The 22,509-nt window shown below is 53.8% G+C and carries 21 protein-coding genes; 13 read left to right on the top strand and 8 right to left on the bottom strand.

Features of this window, described 5'->3' with window-relative positions:
• Window positions 1-249 precede the first annotated feature (249 nt).
• A complete protein-coding gene (locus DK872_RS06425; RefSeq protein WP_072441072.1) occupies window positions 250-1,548 on the top strand; it encodes an MFS transporter in 1,299 nt (432 codons plus the stop codon).
• On the opposite strand, the gene DK872_RS06430 is transcribed toward DK872_RS06425, so the two are convergent.
• From DK872_RS06430 to trxC, 5 genes are all read right to left on the bottom strand, one after another.
• A complete protein-coding gene (locus tag DK872_RS06430) occupies window positions 1,545-1,868 on the bottom strand; it encodes a YfiM family lipoprotein (RefSeq protein ID WP_035888232.1) in 324 nt (107 codons plus the stop codon). The two genes, DK872_RS06425 and DK872_RS06430, sit on opposite strands and share 4 nt — an antisense overlap.
• Before the next feature lie 45 nt (window positions 1,869-1,913).
• Window positions 1,914-3,269 carry a CDP-diacylglycerol--serine O-phosphatidyltransferase gene (pssA, locus tag DK872_RS06435; RefSeq protein WP_161518288.1) on the bottom strand — a complete coding sequence of 452 codons (1,356 nt, stop codon included), beginning with the start codon at window positions 3,267-3,269 and terminating at the stop codon, window positions 1,914-1,916.
• Window positions 3,270-3,382: 113 nt separating this feature from the next.
• Entirely contained in the window at window positions 3,383-6,043 is a 2,661-nt protein-coding gene (gene pat, locus DK872_RS06440; protein WP_079517525.1) for a protein lysine acetyltransferase, read from the bottom strand.
• A gap of 32 nt (window positions 6,044-6,075) precedes the next feature.
• Complete coding sequence (locus DK872_RS06445; protein ID WP_007370762.1) at window positions 6,076-6,774, bottom strand: tRNA-uridine aminocarboxypropyltransferase; 699 nt, start codon at window positions 6,772-6,774, stop codon at window positions 6,076-6,078.
• A 69-nt stretch (window positions 6,775-6,843) separates the two neighbouring features.
• Window positions 6,844-7,263: a thioredoxin TrxC gene (gene trxC / locus DK872_RS06450; RefSeq protein ID WP_007370763.1), complete on the bottom strand. Its 420-nt coding sequence runs from the start codon at window positions 7,261-7,263 to the stop codon at window positions 6,844-6,846.
• Window positions 7,264-7,469: 206 nt separating this feature from the next.
• Between trxC and DK872_RS06455 the strand changes: the two genes are divergently transcribed.
• Window positions 7,470-8,567, top strand: coding sequence for a tRNA/rRNA methyltransferase (locus DK872_RS06455; RefSeq protein ID WP_007370764.1), 1,098 nt, complete (start codon window positions 7,470-7,472; stop codon window positions 8,565-8,567).
• 45 nt (window positions 8,568-8,612) lie between these two features.
• Here DK872_RS06455 and ung read toward each other — a convergent pair whose 3' ends face one another.
• On the bottom strand, window positions 8,613-9,302 hold the full coding sequence (gene ung / locus DK872_RS06460; RefSeq protein ID WP_161518158.1) for a uracil-DNA glycosylase: 690 nt from the start codon (window positions 9,300-9,302) through the stop codon (window positions 8,613-8,615).
• A 312-nt stretch (window positions 9,303-9,614) separates the two neighbouring features.
• On the opposite strand from ung, the gene grcA reads away from it, so the two are divergent.
• Complete coding sequence (grcA, locus tag DK872_RS06465) at window positions 9,615-9,998, top strand: autonomous glycyl radical cofactor GrcA (protein ID WP_007370766.1); 384 nt, start codon at window positions 9,615-9,617, stop codon at window positions 9,996-9,998.
• A gap of 43 nt (window positions 9,999-10,041) precedes the next feature.
• On the opposite strand, the gene srmB is transcribed toward grcA, so the two are convergent.
• Window positions 10,042-11,370: an ATP-dependent RNA helicase SrmB gene (srmB, locus tag DK872_RS06470; protein WP_007370767.1), complete on the bottom strand. Its 1,329-nt coding sequence runs from the start codon at window positions 11,368-11,370 to the stop codon at window positions 10,042-10,044.
• A 129-nt stretch (window positions 11,371-11,499) separates the two neighbouring features.
• Here srmB and DK872_RS06475 point away from each other — a divergent pair, with 129 nt between their 5' ends.
• On the top strand, window positions 11,500-12,237 hold the full coding sequence (locus tag DK872_RS06475; RefSeq protein ID WP_007370768.1) for a tRNA1(Val) (adenine(37)-N6)-methyltransferase: 738 nt from the start codon (window positions 11,500-11,502) through the stop codon (window positions 12,235-12,237).
• On the opposite strand, the gene nadB is transcribed toward DK872_RS06475, so the two are convergent.
• Window positions 12,222-13,844, bottom strand: a complete 1,623-nt coding sequence (gene nadB, locus DK872_RS06480) for an L-aspartate oxidase (protein ID WP_161518159.1) — start codon at window positions 13,842-13,844, stop codon at window positions 12,222-12,224. The two genes, DK872_RS06475 and nadB, sit on opposite strands and share 16 nt — an antisense overlap.
• A gap of 420 nt (window positions 13,845-14,264) precedes the next feature.
• On the opposite strand from nadB, the gene rpoE reads away from it, so the two are divergent.
• The 9 genes from rpoE (at window position 14,265) to recO (ending at window position 22,504) form a co-directional block, all read left to right on the top strand.
• Window positions 14,265-14,840 carry an RNA polymerase sigma factor RpoE gene (rpoE, locus tag DK872_RS06485; RefSeq protein WP_007370770.1) on the top strand — a complete coding sequence of 192 codons (576 nt, stop codon included), beginning with the start codon at window positions 14,265-14,267 and terminating at the stop codon, window positions 14,838-14,840.
• A 31-nt stretch (window positions 14,841-14,871) separates the two neighbouring features.
• A complete protein-coding gene (gene rseA, locus DK872_RS06490) occupies window positions 14,872-15,525 on the top strand; it encodes an anti-sigma-E factor RseA (protein ID WP_035888221.1) in 654 nt (217 codons plus the stop codon).
• Window positions 15,525-16,478 (top strand): sigma-E factor regulatory protein RseB, encoded by a 954-nt coding sequence (gene rseB / locus DK872_RS06495; RefSeq protein ID WP_071921197.1) that lies wholly within the window; start codon window positions 15,525-15,527, stop codon window positions 16,476-16,478. The genes rseA and rseB overlap by 1 nt, the downstream gene beginning before the upstream one ends.
• Window positions 16,475-16,954 (top strand): SoxR-reducing system protein RseC, encoded by a 480-nt coding sequence (rseC, locus tag DK872_RS06500; protein ID WP_071921196.1) that lies wholly within the window; start codon window positions 16,475-16,477, stop codon window positions 16,952-16,954. The genes rseB and rseC overlap by 4 nt, the downstream gene beginning before the upstream one ends.
• 145 nt (window positions 16,955-17,099) lie before the next feature.
• Window positions 17,100-18,899: a translation elongation factor 4 gene (gene lepA, locus DK872_RS06505; protein ID WP_035888216.1), complete on the top strand. Its 1,800-nt coding sequence runs from the start codon at window positions 17,100-17,102 to the stop codon at window positions 18,897-18,899.
• A 15-nt stretch (window positions 18,900-18,914) separates the two neighbouring features.
• On the top strand, window positions 18,915-19,889 hold the full coding sequence (gene lepB / locus DK872_RS06510; protein WP_161518160.1) for a signal peptidase I: 975 nt from the start codon (window positions 18,915-18,917) through the stop codon (window positions 19,887-19,889).
• A gap of 211 nt (window positions 19,890-20,100) precedes the next feature.
• The gene (gene rnc, locus DK872_RS06515; protein WP_007370776.1) at window positions 20,101-20,781 is read left to right on the top strand and encodes a ribonuclease III; all 681 of its coding nucleotides are present in this window, start codon (window positions 20,101-20,103) and stop codon (window positions 20,779-20,781) included.
• Complete coding sequence (era, locus tag DK872_RS06520) at window positions 20,778-21,689, top strand: GTPase Era (protein ID WP_007370777.1); 912 nt, start codon at window positions 20,778-20,780, stop codon at window positions 21,687-21,689. The genes rnc and era overlap by 4 nt, the downstream gene beginning before the upstream one ends.
• A gap of 107 nt (window positions 21,690-21,796) precedes the next feature.
• Window positions 21,797-22,504 carry a DNA repair protein RecO gene (recO, locus tag DK872_RS06525; RefSeq protein ID WP_007370778.1) on the top strand — a complete coding sequence of 236 codons (708 nt, stop codon included), beginning with the start codon at window positions 21,797-21,799 and terminating at the stop codon, window positions 22,502-22,504.
• The last annotated feature ends 5 nt before the right edge of the window (window positions 22,505-22,509 follow it).

Below are 22,509 nucleotides of genomic sequence, written 5' to 3' on the forward strand. Positions count from 1 at the left end.
CGGAAGGATGGCCTTTTTGCGTCCGGGCGGAAGAGACAGGAAGCCCCGTGCCCCGGCACGGGGCTTTTTTGCTTTATTTATTTTCCTGGTCAGGTCATATTCTTAATTGCTTATCCTGCTAAGCTAAAACGTGATTGTAATCACGATTTAATTATAACAAATATGTAACATTTCTATCTTTGCGCAGTGGTGGACAAGGATACTCACCATGGGCAAGTAACCTCTGGCTCTGGCAGGAGTATCATTCGAATGGCTGAAAGCAGCATAACAACGCGTGAATCGCTCACCAGCAGCGATACTCGTAGAAGGGTGTGGGCGATTATTGGTGCTTCATCGGGCAACCTGGTGGAGTGGTTTGATTTCTATGTCTACTCCTTTTGCTCTCTCTATTTTGCTCATATTTTTTTTCCGGCAGGCAACACGACAACCCAGCTATTACAAACCGCAGGCGTATTTGCCGCCGGTTTTCTGATGCGTCCTATTGGCGGATGGTTATTCGGTCGAATCGCCGATCGCCGCGGGCGTAAAACCTCAATGCTGATCTCTGTCTGCATGATGTGCTTTGGATCGCTGGTCATTGCCTGTTTACCAGGTTATGACGCAATCGGCACCTGGGCTCCGGCACTATTATTGATTGCCCGTTTGTTCCAGGGGCTTTCTGTCGGCGGCGAGTACGGCACCAGCGCGACCTATATGAGCGAAGTCGCCGTGGAAGGGCGTAAAGGTTTTTACGCGTCATTCCAGTACGTTACGCTGATCGGTGGGCAACTGCTGGCGCTACTGGTTGTCGTGATCCTGCAACAGATCCTTGATGATGCTGAATTACGCGCATGGGGCTGGCGTATTCCCTTTGCTATTGGAGCAGTGCTGGCTATTGTCGCTCTCTGGCTACGCCGCCAACTGGATGAAACATCGCAGCAAGAAGTTCGGGCTTTAAAAGAAGCTGGTTCAATGAAAGGATTATGGCGCAACCGTAAAGCTTTTCTGATGGTGCTTGGGTTCACGGCGGGAGGATCGCTGGCGTTTTACACCTTCACCACTTATATGCAGAAATACCTGGTTAATACGGCGGGTATGCACGCGAACGTTGCCAGCATCATTATGACTGTAGCTCTGTTTGTCTTCATGCTGATCCAACCGATTATTGGTGCTTTATCCGATAAGATTGGGCGCCGCACATCAATGCTGCTCTTCGGCGGTCTTTCAACGGTGTGCACAGTACCGATTCTCAGTGCATTGCACAGCGTCACGTCGCCATACGCGGCATTTGCTCTGGTGATGCTGGCGCTGGTGATCGTCAGCTTTTACACCTCAATCAGCGGGATCCTGAAAGCAGAAATGTTTCCCGCACAGGTACGCGCTCTGGGTGTCGGTCTTTCTTATGCCGTGGCAAATGCGTTATTTGGCGGTTCGGCGGAATATGTGGCGCTGTCATTGAAGTCATTCGGTGTAGAAACCGCTTTTTTCTGGTACGTCACTGTGCTGGGAGCCTTAGCATTTCTGGTTTCGCTTATGCTTCATCGTAAAGGGAAAGGCATCCGTCTTTAGTGATTTGCCAGTTGCCACACGGTATAACCCGTTGTGGCACCGGCAACATCCCATGCGAAATCTTTCCAGCTCCAGCCACTCCCCGCCGGACGGCTGTCCCAAAGCTCCTTCGATGCGCCAAGGCTAATTGAAAACATCAGCCCTACCATTGCGCTACGATCGCGGCTATATCCCTGATGTTGCGCTACCTCGTTACCGGCGGCAGAAAGCATGGCGGAGCCCAGAAAATGCTGCGCCTTATCCTGCCCACTCCAGCTATCATTCGCCATATGGCTACAGCCTGTCAGTAGCACCACACTTGCTATCATCATGTATTTCATCAGCAGACCCGAAAAAAAGCCCCATCGCAGAGACGGGGCTTAGTTTTAAAGAATACGGCTTATCAGCTTATCGATGCGGATACGGCGCAACCGGCGAATAAGTTTGCGTACCTTTACCGGATAATCCGCAATGCTTTGCAAATCACGATAATGATTCACCACGGTCGTATGCGTGCGGATAAGCTCCAGCTCTTTGTCGCGCTGGGCCGCCAGTTCATGTTTCGGATCGTGGATCAGGATGGCGTTTTCCAGATCCAGCCGCCAGGCGCGGGGGTTCAGGTTGTTACCTGTCAGCAGGATCCATTCGTCATCCACCCACATTCCTTTCAGGTGATAGCTGTTATCATCATCTTTCCATAAACGCACAACTAGCTGATCGGTGTTAACGTAATACTGTAGCCGGCTCAGGAAACGACGCAGATTGATTTCATACAGATAAGGCAGCGCGCCGATGATTTTGAACGGTTGATCTTCCGGAATGAAAAAGTCATTCGCCGTTTTGTCGCCAACGATAATTTCCACTTTTTTACCATCGCGCAGTAGCTGGATAATGTTACGCACCAGCACCGCAGGCAGGTTGAAGTAGGGGGTACAGATCGTCAGCTTGTGCTCTGCACACGGCATCAGATGGAAAATAGTTTTGTTCAGCAGGCTGGATTTACCCAGACCGACCAGCGGCGTGACCGCCAGTTGATCGTTATCCGCATTGCCCTGGAAATGGTATGTGGCATCGCGCAGCTCCTGACGGAACAGACGGATATCGTTTTTGATTTCCGGGCTTTTCGGACGCTGAGCATTATCAAGACGATTTACGCCGCGCCCCTGAATCAGATTCTGATCGACCCAGTTACGAATGATATCCGCCATTTGCGGGTTGCGGATCAACTGATAGCGGTCATAGCGATACTTATCGTGCTGATGCAAATAGACATCATTGAGGCTTGCGCCGCTGTAAAGCACGCTGTCATCAATGATAAATCCTTTGAAATGCAGCACGCCGAGCGCTTCACGCGTATTCACAGGAACGCCATAAACCGGGAGCACAACGTCCGGATTTTCCTGAGCAAGGCGGCAGTACCAGTCGGCGTTGGTATTGGATGCCGCTGCGCCAATGCGGCCACGCTGGGCGCGGTGCCAGTCGACAAGCACACAGACATCCAGTTCCGGGCGCTGGCGCTTGGCTTCATACAGCGCATGCAGAATTCCTTTCCCGCCATCGTCCTGTTCCAGGTACAGGGCGATGATATAGATCCGGCGCGTAGCACTGGCGATTTTCGCCAGCAGCGTCTCCCTGAAATCAGCGGGTGAGTAGAAAAACTCTATGTCATCAACTGACTGAGCAATCTTGGGGAGTTGGGCAAGGTGTTGTTGATGTTTATTACGCTTAAATTTTGACAACATCACAGTGCGTTTCTTCTCTGTTTATTGAAGGGTCTTCTGTACCATGCAGACGACATAAGCGGGCAATAATAACACCGTGCCTGCTAAAGTAGTCAACATTTCCAGTACCTTACTCAGGATTCATCCGTCTTCATGAGTTGGAGAGACAATCCCACAATGCCATCTTCCAGCTGAATATCAACGTCAAATCCCAGTTTACGCGCCAGCGTCACCATGCCGCGATTGTTGGGCATAGTAATACCATTCAAGCGCTTAAGTCCGTGATCCCGGGTATAACTGATAAGCTTCTCAAGTAAACGTCGACCAAGCCCGAGCCCTTTCAAATCGGAACGAACCAGCACAGCAAATTCAGCGTCGATATTATCCGGGTCGGAAATCGCACGCGTAACGCCCAGAATTTCTTCACCTTGATCTGTGCGGCGTACTGCAACAAATGCCATTTCCCGATCGTAGTCGATCTGCGTCATATTCGCTAAATCATCATGGGTAAATTCGTTGATCTCGCTAAAGTAACGGTAGTAAAGATCCTCTTTTGTCACCTGGGCGATAAAGCGCTGTAGCTGAGGCTCATCTTCCGGAAGAATCGGGCGGAACAGGCACCGCTCGCCATTTTTCATCTCCACCTCTTCTTCCAGATGCTGAGGATAGGGACGTATAGCGAGACGCGTTTCACCGTTTCCGGCAGCGGAGGAAATGGTCATGGTTACATCCAGCGCGGTAAATTCGCTACCGGAGGCAAGTAAAGGATGAATATCCAGCCGCTCAATTTCCGGGCAATCAACAATCAGATTCGAAACCTGCACCAGAAACTGGCTTAAGCCGGCAATATCCAGCGAGCGTAACGCGCTGCGCCCGCGGATCTTTTTACTTTTAATCGCCTGGATCACCAGATAACGGGCGAGATTCATATTCAGCGGCGGTAGCGCAACGGCGGCCTGATCTTCTGCCCGCCACTCAACGCCGCCTTCGCCTAACATAATCAACGGGCCGAACACAGGATCATGTTCGACAACCACTCGCAGTTCCTGCGCCCCCGCGCGGTTTGCCATGCTTTGCACCTGCAAACCGTGAATACGCGCCTGCGGCCAATTCATTTTCACACGATCGATAATTGCATCCGCTGCCTGCTGCACCTCGTTCGCTGTGCGCAGATAAAGCATCACCCCCTGAACTTCGGATTTATGAGGAATATCCGGCGAACGCAATTTTAAGGCGACCGGGTAACCGATCTGTTCGGCAATGTGCACGGCTTCAGCGCTGTCACTGGCAATCCATGTCGGCAGAGTTTGTAGCCCCCAGGCACCTAAAATCGGCTGGACTTCATGAGTATCCAGCGTCGTTGCGCCCTCCATCAACGCTTGCTGCAACAGATGATGCGCTTCGGCGGTATTCGCCGTCATGCTGAGGGATATCGCGGGTGTTTCGCGGAGTTGTTTCTGGTTGCGTCGATACTCCACCATGTGCATGAACGCCGTAATGGTGCCTTCAGGCGTGCGGTAAGTGGGTAAACCCGCTTCGCTAAACAGGCGTCGCGCTTCCTGCGAAGAAAATTCGCCGCACCAGTTGGTCAGCACCGTCACATATTTCCCGCGCGGATGTTTGTTCAGTGCGTCGATCAATGTTACTGCGCTTTCACTGCCCGGCGCGGCGGCGCTGGGCGCATGGATCACCATCAACGCGTCGTAATCCTGGCTGTCGAGCAAAATATTAAGCGCTGCGACATAACGCTCATTACCGGCATCATCGCGTAAATCAAGCGGGTTACCGGGGACGACGTAATCCGGTAATGCTGTGTGCAAACGGGCCAGCGTCTCTGTGCTGAGCGCCGCCAGTTTGCCATTACGCAGCCAAAGTTCATCCAGCGCCAGCGCTGCCGGCGCGGCGCCATTACTGACGATCATCAGGCGCTCACCACGCAGCGGACGCATATGGCTGAGCGTTTCTACCGCGGAAAACAGTTCATGTGTATCCTGGACACGCAGCAAGCCAGCTCGCTGAATCGCAGCATCCCAGGCGGGATCAAGACCAGAATGCACCTGCAATAATCGCTGCGCTTCCGGGCTGCGGCCGCTTTTGATAACCAGAATAGGTTTATTTCGTGATGCGCTGCGGGCGGCGGAGACAAAGCGACGCGCGTCGCTTAAATGTTCCAGATAGAGCAGAATGGCGCTGGTTTTACTGTCCCGCGCGAGAAAATCCAGCAATTCGTCAACATCGATATCCAGGCTATCACCCAGCGCGATGAAGTAAGAAAATCCCATCTCGCGCTGTTGCGCCCAGTCGAGGATCGTATTCGACACTGCCGCTGACTGGGAGATAAACGCCAGTTTGCCGCGCGTAATCGGCACCGGCGAAAAACTGGCGTTCAGCCCCTGCCACGGAGCCAGTAAACCGAGGCTGTTCGGACCGAGCAGGCGCATCTGATAGCGCGACGCGCAGGCCAGAAGAAGCGGATGTTGTTCGGGCGGCGCCGAGAGAATAATGCAGGTTTTGCAGCCTTTTTGCCCCAGAGCATCAAGCAGTTCAAGGTTGCGTTTGGCGTGCGTGCATAGCACCGCCAGATCGGGCGTAAACGGCAGGCTGGCGACATCCGGCCAGGCCAGCACGCCCTGAACCGCTTTATAAGCGGGCGTGACCGGCAATACCGGCCCGGCAAATCCTCCCGCCAGTAAATTGCGCATCATCAGAAAACCTGCGCGATCCGGCTTCATTGACGCGCCCACCACCGCAATCGATCGGGGACGTAATAACGCTTCCAGCCCTCGTTGGCTCATACCGGCCTCCGCTTAAGAGAGATCCGATGATTCTAAACGTTTTCAGTTGCGTTTGCTGTGATAGCGGATGGATGGCGTGTTTTACCTGCCAGATAACGTTCGCGAAAGAGCGCGAAATGTTCGCCGAGTGCCTGTGCGGCTGCGTTGTCGCGCGCGATATCCAGCAGCGCAATCGCCACTTCCGCAGTGCAATATTGGTCGTCGGCATGCGCTTCCCGCAGGTGGTAAGCGGAAACTCGCGAGAGATCCACAGAGATAACCGGCAGCGCATCCAGATAAGGGCTTTTGCGGAACATTTTACGCGCTTCGGTCCAGGTACCGTCCAGCATAATAAACAGCGGTGGTTTGCCTGACGGCGGCGCGCTCAGCACCTGGCGTTCGCTGCCCGCATAAGAGGCGGGAAATACCACCATTGGCTGATGCGTCTCACTGCGGCAGAGATCGATAAGTGCCTGCGGCGGTTCGGTGCGCGACCACTGAAAAGCCAGCGTATCGGGTAACACGTCGGCGATCAGCCTTCCGGTATTGCTCGGTTTCATCGGTTCGGTATCGAACATCACCAGGCAGAAACGGCTGTTGGCGGTTGCGGGTTTTAACGTCTCGCACAGGCACTGGCGCAGCGGCAGCAGGCAACGCTGGCAGCGACGGATACGGTTACCACGGGCAAGAAACGGACGCGTCGAACGGGCAAGGCGTTCGGCACGGAGTCGAAGAACAGCGTTTTCGGTCATGGGGATTGCGCAATAAAAACGCCATTGTCGCAGAGCTGAAAACGGGGCACAAGATGCGCCCCGACGGGATCACAGTGATTCGTTGAGCCAACTGTCGAACGGTGCTTTTGGCACGGCACCGCTGAGCATGTCGACAACTTCACCATTTTTGAACAGCATAATGGTTGGAATACTGCGAATGCGGAAGCGCGCGCTCAGTTCACGTTCAGCTTCGGTGTTCACTTTGACAAATCGCACTTTGCCGCTGCGTTCTTCCGCCACATCTTCAAAAATCGGCGCAAAACTGCGGCACGGGCCGCACCATGGTGCCCAGAAATCAACGACCACGGGCAGATCGTCTTTCAGTAATTTATCCAGCGTTTCACCGGTAGCGTTGATCACATCTCCATCGAACAGCTCGTGTCCACAGCGTCCACATTTTGCGCCGTCGTTCATTCTCTCTTCGGGAATGCGGTTCAGCGCCTGACAGCTTGCACATACGGTATTCATAACTAACCTCAGGAAAAGCGATGGTACAGAGCGGCATGACTGCCGGTATGTTTCTACTATGTTACATATTATTAATAAGAAGGTTTTAAACGACAATGCGTTTTGTTCAATGAATACAATAGTCGATAGCTTTTGAACGAATTAATGGCGAAGCGCAAGGACATCAGGTAATCTGCGCGCTTCGCGCAGCGCTGGTGGAGAAAAGCATGAACGATGAATTAAAGAACAAAAGCGGCAAGGTCAAAGTGATGTATGTCCGCAGTGATGATGATTCCGATAAACGTGGCCAAAACCCGCGCACCGGGAAAGGGCCAGCACGTGCAGGATCGTCGTCTCGTGCCGGAGATGACCGTCGTACTGCCCGCGATGATCGTGGCCGCCCTGGCCGTGATGACAGGGGCCGTTCTGCTCGCGACAACAATAGTCGCCGCCCGCAGCGAGACAATTACAGTGAACGTGGTGATTCACCGTGGCGTACCGTTTCCCGCGCACCGGGCGACGACACGCCGGAGAAACCGGATCACGGCGGTATCAGCGGTAAAAGCTTTATCGATCCCGAAGTGCTGCGTCGTCAGCGCGCGGAAGAGACGCGCGTATACGGCGAAAACGCCTGCCAGGCGCTGTTCAGCAGCCGTCCTGAATCCATTGTTCGCGCCTGGTTTGTGCAGAGCGTAACACCGCGTTTTAAAGAAGCCCTGCGCTGGATGGCGGCAAACCGCAAAGCCTACCATGTGGTGGATGACGAAGAACTGGAGAAAGCGTCCGGGACGGAACATCACGGCGGTGTCTGCTTCCTGATTAAAAAACGCAATGGTCTGAGCGTGCAGAAATGGGTGGCGAACGCCGGTGAAGAGGATTGCGTGCTGGCGCTCGAAGATGTCGGCAACCCGCATAACCTCGGCGCGATTATGCGTAGCTGCGCGCACTTTGGCGTCAAAGGCGTAGTGTTGCAGGATGCTGGGGTGATTGAATCTGGCGCAGCAGTGCGTACCGCAGAAGGCGGAGCCGAACACGTTCAGGCAATTACTGGCGACAGCTTTGCCGATGCGCTGGAAGATTTCCGTCAGGCCGGTTATGCGCTGGTAACGACTTCCAGCCACAACGGCACGCCGCTGTTCAAAGCGACGTTACCGAAAAAAATGGTACTGGTACTGGGCCAGGAGCGCGATGGGTTATCTGATGCGACGCTTTCCCGCGCGGATCTGAGCGTCTCGATTGAGGGTACCGGCAACGTTGAAAGCCTCAATGTTTCTGTGGCAACCGGCGTGTTGCTGGCAGAATGGTGGCGGCAGAACAAAGCCTGACGTTAGCCAGCAGAGTAAAAAAGCCAGCGCAATGCTGGCTTTTTTTTATTCGGTTTCCGCGGGCAGAGTCGGCATCCAGTCGATCGGCTGCTCTCCATGCCGCTCCAGCCACTGATTTGCCAGCGCAAAGTGATTACAGCCAAAGAAACCGCGATGCGCAGAGAGCGGCGATGGGTGCGGTGCGCGCAAAACATGGTGGCGGGATTTGTCGATAATCGCCCCTTTCTTCTGCGCATGCGAACCCCAGAGTAAAAACACGACGCCTTCCCGATGTTCATTAATCAGTGCGATCACTTTGTCGGTAAAGGTTTCCCAGCCGAGACTGGCATGCGAATGCGCCTGGCCGGCGCGTACCGTCAGCACGGTGTTGAGCAGCAATACGCCCTGGCGCGCCCAGCTCTCCAGATAACCATGCTGCGGCCGCACGAAGCCCGGTATGGTGTTTCCCAGCTCTTTATACATATTCAGCAGGGAAGGTGGGATGGCGATACCGGGGCGCACAGAAAATGCCAGGCCGTGTGCCTGACCAGGACCGTGATAGGGATCCTGCCCCAGAATCACCACTTTAACGTTGCCCAGTTCGGTAAAACGGAAAGCGTTAAACACATCTTTCTGCGGTGGGTAGATGGTCATTCCGGACTGCCGCTCAGCCGCAACCGTACTGAGAGTGTTAATAAAGTAGGGCTGCTGTTTTTCTTCTGCCAGCACATCATGCCATGTTAATGAGGTGGTCATCCCGCTCTCCTGCGAAGTTGGTTCCCCGTAGCTTAACTGCTTCTTTCGGCAGAACAAAATTCACCGTCGGCTTTTGCAGAATTTACTCAAAAAAATTTGAAAATTTACAAATGTTTTAAGATGGTCCGAAACGCGTAACTTGATATAAAACAAGTATATTCCCTAATCACCATTTTTAGTGTGTGGTTTTTATTGATTTAAATCAAAGAATGCGGGGTGTCAGACTGGTATATAAACAATCAGACAACAATGGTTTTACCAATTGGCCGGGAAAACCGGCTAATCGAATAATGTGCCGAAGGGAGGCAAATCATGATTACTGGTATCCAGATTACTAAAGCTGCAAACGACAACCTGTTGAACTCGTTCTGGCTGCTTGATAGCGAAAAAGGCGAAGCACGTTGCGTCTGTGCAAAAGGTGGTTTCGCGGAAGATGAAGTGGTTGCGGTCAACAAACTGGGCGCTATCGAATATCGTGAAATTCCGATGGAAGTAAAACCGGAAGTGCGTGTGGAAGGCGGTCAGCACCTGAACGTGAACGTTCTGCGTCGTGAAACGCTGCTTGATGCCGTTGAGCATCCGGAAAAATACCCGCAGCTGACCATTCGTGTATCCGGTTATGCAGTACGTTTTAACTCGCTGACGCCGGAACAGCAGCGCGATGTTATTGCTCGTACCTTTACTGAAAGCCTGTAATTTCAGGCTGATATAAAAAACGCCGGGATATCCCGGCGTTTTTTTATTCTTCTGTTTTTTGCTGCTCGCTGTTTGCAGCACTGGGTTTGCGTCGCTTACCGATGTTTTTGGTATCGCGATGGCGTTGCTTCACGCGCGGCTTCTCTTTCTCTTTTTTCTTCTCTTCGCGTTTGGCCAGCACTTTTTTCGACGGCTTGCCTTTCAGCTTCTCGCTTGGCACTCGTGTTGTCGGGCGCAGTTCGTCCACGACGCGGGCTTTCAGCGGCTCTTCAACGTAACGGCCTACTTTGCCCAGCAACAGATGATCGTGCGCTTCAACGAGGGAGATGGCTGCGCCTTTGCGACCGGCGCGGCCGGTACGGCCAATACGGTGCAGGTAGGTGTCGCCACTGCGCGGCATATCGAAGTTAATGACGTGGCTGACATCCGGAATGTCGATACCACGCGCAGCGACATCGGTGGCGATCAGCACATTGACGCGACCGTCGGTCAGACGTTTGATCGCTTCGTTGCGCTTCACCTGTACCATCTCGCCTTCGAGATAGCAGTTATTGATGCCCGCTTCGCGCAGCCAGCCTGCCAGCTCATGCACGCGTTCACGTTTACGCACGAAGACGATAGAACGGCTGACTTCCGGCTGTTTCAGCAGGTGTATCAGCAGTGCGGTTTTGTGTTCAAGGTTGTCGGCGCGGTAGTACCACTGGTGAATTTTCTTACGTTCGCGCGTTGACGGTGTGGCGGAGACTTCGACGGGATCTTCCAGCAGACGTTCGGCGAAATTTTTGATCGCATCGCCTTCAAGCGTTGCGGAAAACAGCATCGTCTGTTTGCGCCAGCGAGTTTCACCCGCGATGTGCTCGATATCCTGCGCGAAGCCCATATCCAGCATGCGATCGGCTTCATCGAGGATCAGCGTTTCTACCGCACGACAGTCGAAGTTCTCTTCTTTAATGTATTGCAGCAGGCGACCGGTGGTGGCAACCACAATATCCTGATTTTCGCTGAACACTTCAGCGTGGTTCATATAGGCGACGCCGCCGGTAATGGTCGCGATATCCAGATGGGTATTCGCCGCCAGTTCACGGGCATGATCGGCAACCTGCATTGCCAGCTCGCGGGTTGGCGTCAGGATCAGAATACGCGGCGGGCCGGATTTCTTACGTGGAAAGTCCAGAAGGTGTTGCAACGCTGGCAGCAGATAGGCCGCCGTTTTACCGGTACCAGTAGGCGCAGAACCAAGGACGTCACGCCCCTCAAGCGCAGGCGGAATGGCAGCTGCCTGGATAGCGGTTGGGCGCGTAAAACCTTTATCCTGGAGCGCGTCCAGCAGGCTGTCGTCAAGTTCGAGTTCGGAAAAAGTCGTTACAGTCATGATCTACCTCTGTGTGGGGCGCTGATTATAGACGTTACGGCTGGAATCTTCATCTGTTGTCTGCTTATCGCTTTTCCGGCGCTTTGCTTTCACCTATGCTACGCCTGTTTCCGTATTGAGGTTGTAAAGATGTCCCAGCCAAAGGCTCAGTTGCGCCGTGACGGCTTCACGTTTAAAGAATTCTTTGTTGCACACGATCGTTGCGCCATGAAAGTGGGCACTGATGGTTTGATGTTGGGTGCCTGGTCGCCGGTATCGAAAGCACGGCATGTGCTGGATATCGGCACGGGCAGCGGTCTGTTGGCGCTGATGCTGGCGCAGCGGACCGGGCCGACGGTGACCATTGATGCCGTCGAGCTTGATGAGCAGGCTGCTTCTCAGGCGCAGGAAAATGTGCAAGCATCGCCGTGGGCAGATCGTATCACAGTTCACGAGGCTGATATTCGCCAGTGGAGCAGTGAGAATACTGCGCGTTACGATCTGATTGTCAGCAATCCTCCTTATTTTGACGAAGGGGTGAAATGTGCGACGCCAGAACGCGATCGCGCGCGTTATACCACTACGCTTGATCATCAGGCATTGCTGGAAATTGCCGCTACACTGGTGACGGAAGAGGGTTTTTTCTGCGTTGTGCTGCCGATTGAAGCCAGCGAGCTTTTCACGCAGAAAGCGCTGGGTATAGGCTGGCATTTGCGTTTGCGAACCGATGTGTCAGAAACGGAAAGCCGTTTGCCGCATCGTGTCCTGCTGGCCTTCTCGCCGCGCGCCGGCGACGTGTTTGCCGACCGGCTGGCGATTCGTGGGCCGGATCAGCGCTATTCTGACAGCTACACCGCGCTGACCCAGAGCTTCTACTTGTTTATGTAACTGCGCGGCGAGAGTACCGTCGGGCCGGATTCCGCAAGCTGATCGGGGTAGTCCAGCGTGTAATGCAACCCGCGGCTCTCTTTGCGCTGCATCGCGCAGCGTACAATCAGCTCGGCTACCTGTAGCAGGTTACGCAATTCCAGCAGATTATTGGAGACGCGGAAATTGGCGTAGTACTCGTCAATTTCCTGCTGCAATAAGGTAATGCGGCGCATTGCGCGTTCGAGTCGTTTTGTGGTGCGTACGATACCCACGTAGTCCCACATAAACAGCCGCAGTTCGTGCCAGTTATGTTGCAGGATAACCCGCTCATCGGCGTCGTCGACACGGCTTTCATCCCAGGCGGGCAGCGCCGGAATGGCATGTGCATGTGGCATGCGGCGGGCAATATCTTCCGCCGCCGACCAACCGTACACCAGACATTCAAGCAGTGAATTTGATGCCATGCGGTTTGCGCCGTGCAGGCCGGTGTAGCTCACTTCGCCAATGGCATAGAGACCGTCGACATCGCTACGCCCGCGATCGTCAACCATCACGCCGCCGCATGTGTAGTGCGCAGCAGGCACAATCGGCACAGGCTCTTTGGTCAAATCGATTCCCAGACCCAGCAATTTTTCATAAATCATCGGGAAATGATGACGAATAAATTCGGCAGGCTTATGGCTGATATCGAGATACATGCAGTCCACGCCGAGGCGCTTCATTTCATGATCGATAGCGCGGGCGACGACATCACGCGGTGCCAGTTCGCCACGCGGATCAAAGTCCGGCATAAAACGCGTACCGTCCGGGCGTTTCAACCAGGCTCCTTCACCGCGCAGCGCTTCGCTGAGCAGGAAGCTGCGCGCCTGCGGATGAAACAGTGCGGTGGGATGGAACTGGTTAAACTCCAGGTTCGCCACCCGGCAACCGGCACGCCATGCCATGGCGATGCCGTCACCGGAGGAGATATCCGGGTTGGTGGTGTATTGATAGACTTTCGATGCACCGCCGGTCGCCAGCACCACCGCCTTTGCCTGGCAGGTTTCAACCTGTTCTTTATTTCGGTTCCACACCCATGCGCCTACAACGCGACGCGTACCCGGCAGGCCGATTTTGTCCGAAATAATCAAATCCACCGCATTGCAGCGTTCGAGTACGCGAATATTCGGGTGGTTGATGGCCTTGCTGACCAGAGTATTTTCCACCGCTTTACCAGTGGCATCGGCGGCATGAAGAATGCGGCGATGGCTGTGCCCGCCTTCGCGCGTCAGATGGTAGCTGGACTCGCCATTTGCGGCGACCTCGGTGTCAAATAACACTCCTTGATCGATAAGCCACTGTACGCAGGAGCGCGCATTGCTGGCGACAAATTCTGCCGCGTGACGTTCAACAATTCCTGCGCCAGCAATCAGCGTATCTTCCACATGGGATTCAACGCTGTCTGTTTCGTCAAATACGGCTGCAATGCCGCCCTGAGCATAAAATGTTGAGCCTTCACTGATTGGCCCCTTACTTAAGACGATAACGTTGTGCTGTTGTGCTGCCAGACGTAATGCCACGGAAAGGCCGGCGGCGCCGCTACCGACCACCAATACATCACAGGAGAGTTCAGGCGTTGTTTTCATGATTTGTGTTTAATTTACTAAACAAGGTTCGCTGAGCATAGCACCGCATCTGGCGAAAGATCACTATTTTTTGCAAGGGTTGTATTAATGGCTAAACAGAAACTTTGCGCATGCAGGTGCCATCAACGGAAAAAATATTAAGAAGCAGATCGTTAGTGAAGGTGTATTAGAGATGAAAAAAAACCGCTATTGCGTTACTCTCTGGCGATCTTAAGGTCTTTTCTTTGAGAAAACACAGTGTTCAGCGTTTGCAGACTTATAATGAGTGATAATGATTTTTTGCGAACGATACACAAAAACAATGGCGTAACGGAACTTTACTGTAAACCTGGGCTCTAATTGGCTGCTTGCTCATATTGCAGTATTGGAGTGGCGTTCTGGATACGCGTGGAAATTGGTTTTGGGGAGATTTTACCTCGGATGAGCGAGCAGTTAACGGATCAGGTTCTTGTCGAAAGGGTCCAGAAAGGAGATCAGAAAGCGTTTAACTTACTGGTGGTGCGCTACCAGCATAAAGTGGCGAGTCTGGTTTCCCGGTATGTCCCTTCGGGCGATGTACCTGATGTCGTACAAGAATCATTTATAAAGGCCTATCGCGCGCTTGATTCGTTCAGGGGAGATAGTGCTTTTTATACATGGCTATACCGAATTGCTGTTAACACAGCGAAAAATTATCTGGTCGCCCAGGGGCGCAGGCCGCCATCCAGTGATGTGGACGCTATTGAAGCAGAAAACTTCGAAAGTGGCGGTGCACTGAAAGAAATTTCGAACCCTGAGAACTTAATGTTGTCAGAAGAACTGAGACAAATAGTTTTCCGTACCATTGAGTCGCTCCCGGAAGATTTACGCATGGCAATTACGTTGCGGGAGCTGGATGGCCTGAGTTACGAAGAGATTGCGGTCATCATGGATTGCCCGGTTGGTACAGTGCGTTCACGTATCTTCCGTGCGCGTGAAGCTATTGATAATAAAGTTCAACCGCTTATCAGGCGTTGACGATAGCGGGATACTGAAAAAGGTATTAGGCATGCAGAAAGAACAACTTTCCGCTTTAATGGATGGTGAAACGATGGATAGCGAGCTGCTCGCAGAGCTGGCCCGCGATCCTGAAATGCAGAGAACCTGGGAGAACTATCACCTGATTCGCGACTCTATGCGCGGTGATACGGCCGATCTCCTCCATTTCGATATCTCCGCCCGCGTGATGGCCGCGATTGAGAACGACGCCGTTGAAACTGCGACGCCGTTGATTCCCGAAGCGCAGCCTGCGCCGCACCAATGGCAGAAGATGCCGTTCTGGCACAAGGTTCGCCCGTGGGCAAGTCAGCTTACCCAAATGGGTGTAGCGGCATGCGTATCACTTGCTGTTATTGTTGGTGTCCAGCACTATAATGGCTCAACTGAATCAACCCAACAGCCCGAAGCGCCAGTGTTTAATACGCTGCCGATGATGGGTAAAGCCAGTCCGGTAAGTTTGGGTGTTCCTTCTGATGCATCATCGGCAAGCGCCGGTCAGCAACAGCAGGTGCAGGAACAGCGTCGTCGCATTAATGCGATGTTGCAGGATTACGAACTGCAACGCCGTCTGCACTCCGAACAGCTTCAGTTTGAGCAGGCGCAAACGCAGCAGGCCGCTGTACAGGTGCCGGGAAATCAAACTTTAGGAACGCAATCGCAGTAATGAAGCAACTTTGGTGTGCCATGTCTTTTGTGGCTACTGGCCTGTTCTTCTCTGTCAACGCCTCGGCTGATGTTTCATCCGGGGCGTTGTTACAGCAAATGAATGTGGCGAGTCAGTCACTCAACTACGAACTGTCTTTTATCAGCATTAATAAGCAGGGAGTAGAGTCTTTACGCTACCGTCATGTGCGTTTGAATGACCAACCGCTTGCACAGTTATTGCAGATGGACGGTCCGCGTCGGGAAGTGGTGCAGCGGGGCAGTGAGATCAGCTACTTTGAGCCTGGTCTTGAACCCTTTACGCTCAACGGCAACTATATTGTCGATTCGCTGCCGTCACTGGTTTATACCGATTTCAAACGTCTTTCCCCTTATTATGACTTCATCTCCGTAGGCCGTACGCGCATTGCTGACAGGTTATGCGAAGTGATCCGCGTTGTGGCGCGCGATGGCACCCGGTACAGCTATATCGTCTGGATGGATGAAGAGACGCATCTGCCAATGCGCGTCGATCTGCTCGATCGCGATGGCGAAACCCTTGAACAGTTCCGCGTCATCGCATTCTCGGTCAATGGCCAGGTTGCCAGTAATATGCAGACGCTGGCAAAAGCCAGTCTGCCGCCGCTGCTGTCATTACCGGTTGGCGATAACGTGGATTTCAACTGGATGCCATCCTGGGTGCCGCAGGGCTTTGAGCAAGTCGCCAGCAGCCGCCGTAAATTGCCAACGCTTGAGATGCCGGTTGAATCGCGTCTCTATTCTGATGGGTTATTCAGCTTCTCGGTTAACATCAGCCCGGCCAATCAGAACAGCTCCGAACAGTTACTGCGTACCGGTCGGCGTACCGTGATGACCACGGTTCGCGATAACGCGGAAATCACCGTTGTCGGCGAACTGCCACCGCAAACCGCAAAACGTATTGCGGACAGCCTCAAATTCAAGGCCGCACAATGATTAAAGAGTGGGCGACCGTCGTTTCCTGGCAAAATGGTAACGCGCTGGTCGAATGTGATGTCAAAGCATCCTGTAGCAGCTGCGCTTCCCGTGCAGGTTGCGGTAGCCGTGTGCTGAATAAACTGGGGCCGCAAACAACGCACACCATTGCTGTTCCTTGCGAACAACCTCTGGTGGCGGGGCAAAAAGTGGAACTGGGAATTGCTGAAGCCAGTCTGCTGAGCTCCGCAATGCTGGTCTATATGTCGCCGCTGGTGGGGCTGTTTGCTATGGGCGCCATTTTCCAGTCGCTGTTTGCCGCCGATATCGCGGCGTTGTGCGGCGCGGTGCTGGGTGGGGTTGGCGGCTTTTTACTCGCGCGCGGGCTGTCGCCAAAGCTGGCTGCCCGCAGTGAATGGCAGCCAGTGATCCTGAGCGTTGGCTTGCCGCCAGAGATGATTCGCGTCGATAGCACAACTGCTGAAAATCGTCCGTAATTTCCCTTTTCGCCTTGCGGTAATGGCGTCACTTTCTGGCATTTCCCCGCATTGTGGTTGTAGTGTAGAATGCGGCGTTTCAGTACATTTGACGTCAGGCGCGAACAGGCCTCTTAGCTACTCGTAAGGCATAAAATCTCACTCTATGAAGAATATTCGTAACTTTTCGATCATCGCTCACATCGACCACGGTAAGTCGACGCTGTCTGACCGTATCATCCAGATTTGCGGTGGTCTTTCCGATCGCGAAATGGAAGCCCAGGTTCTTGATTCGATGGATCTTGAGCGCGAGCGTGGCATTACTATCAAAGCGCAAAGCGTGACGCTGGATTACAAAGCTAACAATGGCGAAATCTACCAGCTCAACTTTATCGATACCCCGGGTCACGTTGACTTCTCCTATGAGGTTTCCCGCTCGCTGGCTGCCTGTGAAGGGGCACTGCTGGTAGTGGATGCCGGGCAGGGCGTGGAAGCGCAGACGCTGGCGAACTGCTATACCGCCATTGAAATGGATCTCGAAGTGGTGCCGGTACTGAACAAGATCGATCTGCCGGCTGCCGATCCTGAACGTGTTGCGGAAGAGATTGAAGACATCGTCGGCATCGACGCTACCGATGCGGTGCGCTGCTCGGCGAAAACCGGCGTCGGTGTACCGGACGTTCTGGAACGCCTGGTGCGCGATATTCCGCCGCCGGAAGGCGATCCGGATGCGCCATTGCAGGCGCTGATCATCGACTCCTGGTTCGATAACTACCTCGGCGTGGTTTCCCTGGTGCGTATCAAAAACGGCACCATGCGCAAAGGCGACAAAATTAAGGTGATGAGCACCGGGCAGGTCTACAACGCTGACCGCCTCGGTATTTTCACGCCGAAACAAATTGACCGTAACGAACTGAAATGCGGCGAAGTAGGCTGGCTGGTCTGCGCAATTAAAGACATTCTCGGCGCGCCGGTCGGCGATACCCTGACCACAGCCCGTAACCCGGCAGACAAAGCGCTGCCAGGCTTTAAAAAGGTGAAACCGCAGGTTTATGCGGGTCTGTTCCCGGTCAGTTCCGACGATTATGAAAACTTCCGTGACGCGCTCGGTAAGCTGAGCCTGAACGATGCTTCGCTGTTCTATGAGCCGGAAAGTTCCACTGCGCTGGGCTTCGGCTTCCGCTGCGGCTTCCTCGGTCTGCTGCACATGGAGATCATTCAGGAACGTCTGGAGCGTGAATACGATCTGGATTTGATCACCACCGCGCCGACCGTAGTCTACGAAGTGCTGACCACCAACAAAGAAGTGGTTTACGTCGACAGCCCTTCCAAGCTGCCGCCGCTGAACAATATCGACGAACTGCGCGAGCCGATCGCCGAATGTCATATGCTGCTGCCGCAGGAATACCTGGGCAACGTCATTACCCTGTGCGTCGAAAAACGCGGCGTACAGACCAACATGGTTTACCACGGTAACCAGGTGGCGCTGACCTATGAAATTCCGATGGCGGAAGTCGTGCTGGACTTCTTCGATCGTCTGAAGTCGACCTCACGCGGTTATGCGTCGCTGGACTACAACTTCAAACGTTTCCAGGCTTCAAACATGGTACGTGTGGACGTGCTGATTAACGGCGAGCGTGTTGATGCGCTGGCGCTGATCACCCACAACGATAACGCGCCGTACCGTGGCCGCGAGCTGGTGGAGAAGATGAAAGAGCTGATCCCGCGCCAGCAGTTTGATATCGCGATTCAGGCGGCGATTGGCAACCACATTATTGCCCGCTCAACCGTGAAACAGCTGCGTAAAAACGTACTGGCAAAATGCTATGGCGGTGACGTCAGCCGTAAGAAAAAGCTGCTGCAGAAACAGAAAGAAGGTAAGAAACGTATGAAGCAGGTCGGTAACGTCGAACTGCCGCAGGAAGCGTTCCTTGCCATTCTGCACGTAGGCAAAGAGAGCAAATAACCTAAAGGAGTTGGCATGGCGAACATGTTTGCCCTGATACTGGTGATCGCGACGCTGGTGACGGGAATTTTATGGTGCCTTGATAAGTTTATTTTTGCACCGAAACGCCGGGAACGTCAGGCCGCCGCGCAGGCTGCGACAGGTGATGCGCTGGATGCGAAAACGCTGAAGAAAATCGGCCCGAAACCGGGCTGGCTGGAAACGGGCGCTTCTGTATTCCCGGTGCTGGCGATTGTTCTGGTCGTGCGTTCGTTTATTTACGAACCGTTCCAGATCCCGTCAGGTTCGATGATGCCGACGCTGCTGATTGGCGATTTTATTCTGGTGGAGAAATTTGCCTATGGCATTAAAGATCCGATCTACCAGAAAACGCTGATCGAAACCGGTCATCCGAAACGCGGCGATATTGCTGTATTTAAATACCCGGACGATCCGCGTCTTGACTACATCAAGCGTGTAGTTGGCCTTCCGGGCGATAAAGTCACGTACGATCCGGTGAGCAAACAGGTTACCGTGCAGCCGAATTGTAGCTCTGGCCAGGCATGCGGCAGCGCGCTGCCGATCACTTACAGCAATGTGGAAGAGAGCGATTTTGTGCAGACTTTCGGCCGTCGTACCGGCGGTGAAGCGAGCAGCGGTTTCTACCAGATGCCGAAAGGGCAGAGTATGGACGACGGCGTGCGTCTGGCCGAGCGCAAAGAGACGCTGGGTGATGTGACGCACCGCATTCTGACCGTGCCTATCGCGCAGGATCAACTGGGGATCTACTATCGCCAGCCAAACCAGCCGCTGGCTACGTGGGTTGTGCCGCCGGGTCACTACTTCATGATGGGTGACAACCGTGACAACAGCGCGGACAGCCGTTACTGGGGCTTTGTACCGGAGCAAAATCTGGTGGGCCGGGCCACGGCAATCTGGATGAGCTTCGAGAAACAAGAAGGTGAATGGCCGACAGGCATACGCCTGAATCGTATCGGCGGAATTCATTAATTAGCCGGGGCGCAATCATTACGCTTGCGCCCCGAATTATTTCCAAGATTATTCCCATCTGACTAACGACAACCCCGGTCGTTGCGTATAGAATATTCCCCCGAAGTTAGGACTGGTTCCCACAAGAGCCACGGCACACGAAACCGCGTTGGTTTGTTTTCAGGTCGGTTTCGTGTGCTGCATTGTTGACGCATTTATTTATTGGTATCGCATGAATCCCATCGTAATTAATCGGCTTCAGCGGAAGCTGGGCTACACTTTTCAACATCAGGATCTGTTGCAGCAGGCATTAACCCACCGCAGCGCCAGTAGCAAACATAATGAGCGTCTCGAATTTCTCGGCGACTCTATTTTAAGTTTTGTGATTGCAAATGCGCTTTATCACCGTTTCCCGCGCGTGGATGAAGGTGATATGAGCCGTATGCGTGCGACGCTGGTGCGCGGAAATACGCTGGCGGAAATCGCCCGCGAATTTGAACTGGGTGAATGTCTGCGTTTAGGGCCGGGTGAATTGAAAAGCGGCGGTTTTCGCCGTGAATCTATTCTGGCGGACACCGTTGAGGCATTAATTGGCGGAGTATTTCTCGATAGCAATATCCAGACCGTCGAACAATTAATCCTGAGCTGGTATCAGACGCGTCTGGACGAAATCAGTCCTGGCGATAAACAAAAAGATCCGAAAACGCGCCTGCAGGAGTTTTTGCAGGGTCGCCATCTGCCGCTGCCTTCCTATCTGGTGGTGCAGGTGCGTGGCGAAGCGCACGATCAGGAATTTACTATCCACTGCCAGGTCAGCGGCCTGAGTGAACCGGTGGTTGGCACGGGTTCCAGCCGTCGCAAGGCGGAACAAGCTGCCGCCGAACAGGCGCTGAAAAAACTGGAGTTGGAATGAGCACTGAAACTGAAAAAAGCTACTGCGGGTTTATCGCTATCGTTGGGCGTCCTAACGTCGGCAAATCCACTCTTCTGAACAAGCTGCTTGGGCAGAAGATTTCGATCACTTCCCGCAAAGCGCAGACCACGCGTCACCGTATCGTCGGCATCCATACCGAAGGGGAATATCAGGCGATCTACGTCGATACCCCCGGGCTGCATATGGAAGAGAAACGCGCCATTAACCGCCTGATGAACAAAGCGGCCAGCAGTTCTATCGGTGATGTTGAGCTGGTGATTTTTGTTGTCGAAGGCACCAAATGGACGCCGGACGACGAAATGGTGCTCAACAAACTGCGTGACAGTAAAGTGCCGGTGATCCTCGCGGTCAACAAAGTTGACAACGTGCAGGAAAAAGCGGATCTGCTGCCGCACCTGCAATTCCTGGCAAGCCAGATGAATTTCCTCGATATCGTGCCGCTCTCTGCGGAAACCGGCACCAACGTCGATACCATCGCCAGCATCGTGCGTAAGCATCTGCCGGAAGCGATTCATCACTTCCCGGAAGATTACGTGACCGATCGTTCCCAGCGCTTTATGGCTTCTGAGATCATCCGTGAAAAACTGATGCGTTTCCTCGGCGCCGAGTTACCTTACTCGGTAACCGTGGAGATCGAACAGTTCGTCACCAATGAACGCGGCGGTTACGACATCAACGGGTTGATCCTGGTTGAGCGCGAAGGGCAGAAGAAGATGGTGATTGGTAACAAAGGTTCCAAAATTAAGACCATCGGTATCGAAGCCCGTAAAGATATGGAAGAGATGTTCGAAGCCAAAGTTCACCTCGAACTGTGGGTGAAAGTGAAATCCGGCTGGGCCGATGACGAGCGCGCCCTGCGCAGTCTCGGTTATGTAGACGATCTCTAAGCGTGCCATCTCGATGAATTTCGGGTTGCAGGCAGGCGGCCAGGCCGTAAGTCTTGAAGTCAGCGGCTGGCTTGCGCATCTGCAACCTGAACGCCGGACATAACATCATGGAAGGCTGGCAGCGCGCATTTGTTCTGCATAGTCGCCCCTGGAGCGAAACCAGCCTGATGCTGGACGTCTTCACGGAAGAGTCAGGCCGTGTGCGCCTTGTCGCCAAAGGTGCACGTTCGAAACGCTCCAGTCTGAAAGGCGCTTTGCAGCCTTTTACCCCTCTGCTGGTTCGCTTTAGCGGGCGCGGTGAAGTTAAAACCCTGCGCAGCGCAGAAGCGGTATCACTGGCGCTGCCGCTGAGCGGTATCACGCTCTACAGCGGTCTCTACGTCAACGAACTCATCTCCAGAGTGCTGGAGCACGAGACGCGCTTCTCAGAACTCTTTTTTGATTATCTGCACTGTATCCAGGCGCTTGCTGGCGCAACCGGCACGCCGGAACCTGTCCTGCGCCGCTTTGAGCTGGCGCTGCTCGGCCATCTCGGTTATGGCGTGGATTTTCTCCACTGCGCGGGCAGCGGCGAGCCGGTGGAAGATGCAATGACCTACCGCTACCGTGAAGAGAAGGGCTTTATCGCCAGCGTGGTGATCGATAACAGCACTTTTACCGGGCGACATCTGCGCGCGCTGGCGGAGCGGGAGTTTCCGGATGCTGACACCCTGCGCGCGGCAAAGCGCTTTACCCGCATTGCGTTAAAGCCGTATCTTGGTGGCAAACCGCTGAAAAGCCGCGAGCTATTCCGGCAGTTTGTTCCCAAACAATAGCGGAA

The sequence above is a fragment of the Kosakonia sp. MH5 genome (assembly GCF_009935945.1).
Taxonomy (GTDB): Bacteria; Pseudomonadota; Gammaproteobacteria; order Enterobacterales; family Enterobacteriaceae; genus Kosakonia; species Kosakonia radicincitans.